We start from the raw sequence: 2,994 nt of genomic DNA, 5'->3' as shown, positions 1-2,994 counted from the left end.
CCGGCGAGGTCGATCCCGTCCACCGCCCGCTGCCTGCGGAAGACCTTCGCCAGCCCGGTGGTGCGGATGGCGAGGGCCGCGTCGGACGTGCTCACTCGGCTGCGGCGACCAGTGCCGACACCGGGGACGGCGTCCAGCGGGGTCGCCTCTGCTGGAGCCTCGGCGATCCCCTCGGCGAGGAGGCGACTGAGGGTCTCCTGCCCGGCGACGAGGAGCTCGCGCTTGTCCGGGAAGTGCCGGAAGAAGGTGCTCTTCGTCACGCCTGCGCGCTCGGCGATCTCGACGACGGTCGTCGCGTCGTACCCCTGCTCGGTGAACAGATCGACTGCGGCGATGACGAGTCGCTCACGTGCTCCCGGTTCCCATCGCGCCATGGTGCGATCCTAGCCGACGGGACAATTGTCCCATGGTGGGTCTAGAGTGACGGTACACATGTCCCATCACTCGAATCGAGGAACCACCATGCACGTCTTCGTCACCGGGGGCACCGGCACGATCGGTACAGCCGTCGTCACGGAACTGCTCGCCCACGGCCACACGGTCGTCGGCCTCGCCCGCTCGGATGCTTCAGCTGCCCTCCTGGAGACCGCTGGCGCCGGGATCCTGAGGGGTTCACTCACCGACCTCGACGTGCTCCGCTCCGGCGCCGCCGCTGCCGATGGGGTCATCAACCTCGCCTTCAGCCGCGACTACAGCAGTGCCGATGGACTGGAACGAGGACTCGTCGAGGAACGGGGAGCGATGGAGACACTGGGCGACGCGCTCATCGGCACCGGGAAGCCGCTCGTCGCCGTGTCCGGCACGCCTTGGGTGCCCGGACGATTGTCGACCGAAGTCGACCCGCTCCCGACGGACGGCCCGGTCGGTAGCCGAGCCGTTGCCGTGTCCACCCTGCTCGCGCTCTCCGCGCAGGGCGTCCGGGCCTCCGTGGTCCGCATGCCGAGGACGGTGCACGAGAACGGCCGCGGCGGCTTCGCTGGCCTCCTGACCGATGCCGCTCGTCGCTCGGGCACAGCCGGGTACCCGGGCGACGGAACACAACGCTGGCCCGCCGTCCACGCCCGGGACGCCGCGACGCTCTTCCGGCCTCGAACGGCGGCAGCCCGGCGTCGACCCGGCGCTGCTTCATCTCGGCGATCTTCGTCCGGAGTTCCTCGACCGTGCCGCCGTGGGTCACGTAGGCGTCGGCGTAGCCCGTGATCGCCGCCTTGCCGGCCTCGCTCTCGCCGCCGGCGTAGATGCGCGGGGTGACCCGGGGCTTCGGCTCGAGGTGGCTGTTCTCGATGTCGTAGTACTCGCCGTGGAAGGAGTACGGCGTCTCCCGCCAGAGCCCCTTCATGACCTCGACGAACTCCGCCGTGCGCTTGTACCGGTCGTCGTGTTCGGAGAAGATCCCGCCGTACTGCTTGGCCTCTTCCGCCCACCAGGCGCTCACCACGTTGAACGTGAACCGGCCGCACGAGATGTCGTCGATGGTCGCGGCCTGCTTCGCGGTCACCGCGGGCAGGTGGTACCCGGGCCGCATCGCCGCCATGATCTCGAGGCGCTCGGTCGTCGCCGCGATGGCCGCGGCGAGCGCCCAGGCCTCCAGCGAGGGCGCGGCCGTGCCCTTGATGTCGTTGAGGTTCAGCTCCGGCACGAGCGTCAGGTCGAAGCCGATGCGCTCGGCGCGCTGCGCCAGTCGCTTGACGTAGTCGAAGGTGACGGGCATGTGCTCGTTGTCGACGTTGCGCAGCCAGCCGCCGAAGAGCGGGGTCCAGTATCCGAATCGCACGGGGTGAGTTCCTTGGGGAGGTGGGGATTGACGGACTGGAGGCGCGGGGCGGGCCCGCACCGCGCCTCCAGTCCGGTGGGTCTTGCGTTCTCAGGCCGTCAGGTGCGCCGCGTACTGCGTCTCCAGCAGGCCACCGAGGTACCGCGCGATGGAGCGCGGGCCGGAGGCCGGCGCGGTCTCCTCGACGGCGGGGTTGTAGTTCGTGTTCGTGTTGATGTCGTAGACGACCGTGCGACCATCGGTCGTCTCCATGAACTCGACGCCCGCGATCTGGATGCGCTGGTCGGCGAGGAACGTGCGGAGCTGCTGGACGAGCGGGTGCTCGGCCGTGACCTCGGTGCGGACGCTGAACGCCGGCGGTGCGCCGACTGCCTCGGTCCCGGGGACGTCGCAGACCGCGCCGGCGATGACCTGCGGGACCTCGCACGCGTCGGCCGGGCAGAGCTCGAAGCTGCCGGCGCTCGTGTCCACGCGGACGGCGTAGACGAACTCGCCGCCGACGAACTCGACGCGGGTGATGAACGGCTCGCGGGCGGTGAGGTACTCCTGCAGCAGGGTGATGCCGTCGACCGGCTCCTCGAACTCCGGGCTGTCGACGTAGGCGTCGAACTCGGCGAGCGAGTCGAAGCGACGGACGCCGAGGCCCTTGCCGCCCTGGTTGTGCTTCGTGATGAAGGGCACGTCCTGGCCGCCGGTGAAGTCGTGGGCCGCCTGCTTGAGCGTCGTGCGCCCGAAGACGGCGGTGGTGCGGGGGACGTCGAACCCGGCGTTCCGGAGCAGTCCGTGCTGGGCGACCTTCGAGACCTCGAGCTCGAGGACGTGGCTGCCGCCGACGACCTGCCGGCCGGCGCGCTCGAGCCAGCCGAGGACCGCGCGGGTGTACTCCTTGCTGTGCTCGTGCCCGCGGGTGTGGGAGCTCGCCGACATCCGGGACCAGTACACGCCCGGCTCGGGGTCGGCGGCGAGGTCGATCTGGCCCTCGGTGAGGAGGATCTCCTCGACGGGGACCCCCTCGGCCTCGAAGGCAGCGGCGAGCGGCGGGAACCACTCGGGGTTCTCGTGGATGACGTACACGCGGGGAGTGCTCACCTCGCCACCCTAGGCACGGCACCCTGGAGTCGCCAGGTGTGTGACGCGGCGTTGCTCGGTGGGTGCGGTGTTGCTCGGTGGGCGCGGTGTTGCTCGGTGGGTGCGTTGTTGTCGTGGGGTTCGCCGGACTC

At 70.3% G+C, this 2,994-nt stretch carries 3 protein-coding genes and 1 pseudogene; 1 reads left to right on the top strand and 3 read right to left on the bottom strand.

Features of this window, described 5'->3' with window-relative positions; genetic code table 11:
* Positions 1-374: TetR/AcrR family transcriptional regulator (locus tag I5E_RS12635; RefSeq protein WP_022907304.1), on the bottom strand; the 374-nt coding region annotated here is incomplete at its 3' end.
* 58 nt (positions 375-432) lie between these two features.
* On the opposite strand from I5E_RS12635, the gene I5E_RS26715 reads away from it, so the two are divergent.
* Positions 433-1,200 (top strand): NAD-dependent epimerase/dehydratase family protein, encoded by a 768-nt coding sequence (locus I5E_RS26715; protein ID WP_222836470.1) that lies wholly within the window; start codon positions 433-435, stop codon positions 1,198-1,200.
* Here I5E_RS26715 and I5E_RS12630 read toward each other — a convergent pair.
* Together I5E_RS12630 and I5E_RS12625 are read right to left on the bottom strand one after the other, a co-directional pair.
* Positions 1,106-1,711: pseudogene (locus I5E_RS12630) on the bottom strand (LLM class flavin-dependent oxidoreductase); the annotation flags it as partial. The gene I5E_RS26715 and the pseudogene I5E_RS12630 overlap by 95 nt on opposite strands.
* Before the next feature lie 153 nt (positions 1,712-1,864).
* The gene (locus I5E_RS12625) at positions 1,865-2,863 is read right to left on the bottom strand and encodes an ATP-grasp domain-containing protein (protein WP_022907302.1); all 999 of its coding nucleotides are present in this window, start codon (positions 2,861-2,863) and stop codon (positions 1,865-1,867) included.
* Positions 2,864-2,994: the final 131 nt, after the last annotated feature.

Origin of the sequence: Curtobacterium sp. B18, assembly GCF_000333375.1 — a bacterium.
In the GTDB taxonomy this organism is placed as follows: domain Bacteria; phylum Actinomycetota; class Actinomycetes; order Actinomycetales; family Microbacteriaceae; genus Curtobacterium.
This window is presented reverse-complemented; position numbering and strand designations above follow the sequence as displayed.

Coding starts and splice junctions, on each gene's coding strand:
- I5E_RS26715 (WP_222836470.1), top strand. CDS start 433: ATGTCCCATCACTCGAATCGAGGAACCACCATGCACGTCTTCGTCACC.